This is a genomic window from Vibrio sp. 1562 (genome assembly GCF_033340155.1).
In the GTDB taxonomy this organism is placed as follows: domain Bacteria; phylum Pseudomonadota; class Gammaproteobacteria; order Enterobacterales; family Vibrionaceae; genus Vibrio; species Vibrio alginolyticus.
The window spans coordinates 1-534 of the sequence record NZ_JAWOVY010000715.1 but is presented as its reverse complement, the minus strand read 5'-3'; the positions used below and the strand labels follow the sequence as shown (position 1 = coordinate 534).

The 534-nt window shown below is 50.2% G+C and carries 1 protein-coding gene; it reads left to right on the top strand.

Annotation, left to right across the window (positions count from 1 at the left end; all coding sequences use genetic code 11):
- On the top strand, nt 1–534 hold a 534-nt coding region (locus R7Z49_RS27260; protein ID WP_318112789.1), incomplete at both ends, for an L-serine ammonia-lyase, iron-sulfur-dependent, subunit alpha.

Here is a 534-nt window from a genome sequence, read left to right as displayed (position 1 = left end):
AAGTGATGTCACTGTGTATGCAGCGTGGTTTCGATACTGAAGGGATCCTTGAAGGGGGCTTGAACGTCACTCGCCGAGCTCCGAATCTGTTGAAAAAACTAGAAGCGAATGCAGCAGTAGAAAATGATCCAATGGAGATCATGGACTGGATTAACTTGTTTGCCTTTGCGGTCAGCGAAGAGAACGCGGCAGGCGGGCAAGTCGTCACATCACCAACTAACGGTGCCGCAGGCGTTATCCCAGCAGTATTGATGTACTACCATCGATTCATCAAAGAGCTGGACCTTAAGCAATTAAAAGACTTTCTCGCCGTTGCTGGAGCGATTGGTATTTTATACAAAACCAACGCGTCCATTTCTCGGGCGGAAGTGGGCTGTCAAGGTGAGGTGGGAGTTTCCTCTTCTATGGCAGCGGCTGGCCTAACCGCCTTGCGAGGAGGCAGCAACGAGCAAATTTGTATCGCAGCTGAAATTGCAATGGAACACTCTCTAGGTATGACCTGCGACCCAATAGGGGGACTGGTTCAAGTGCCTT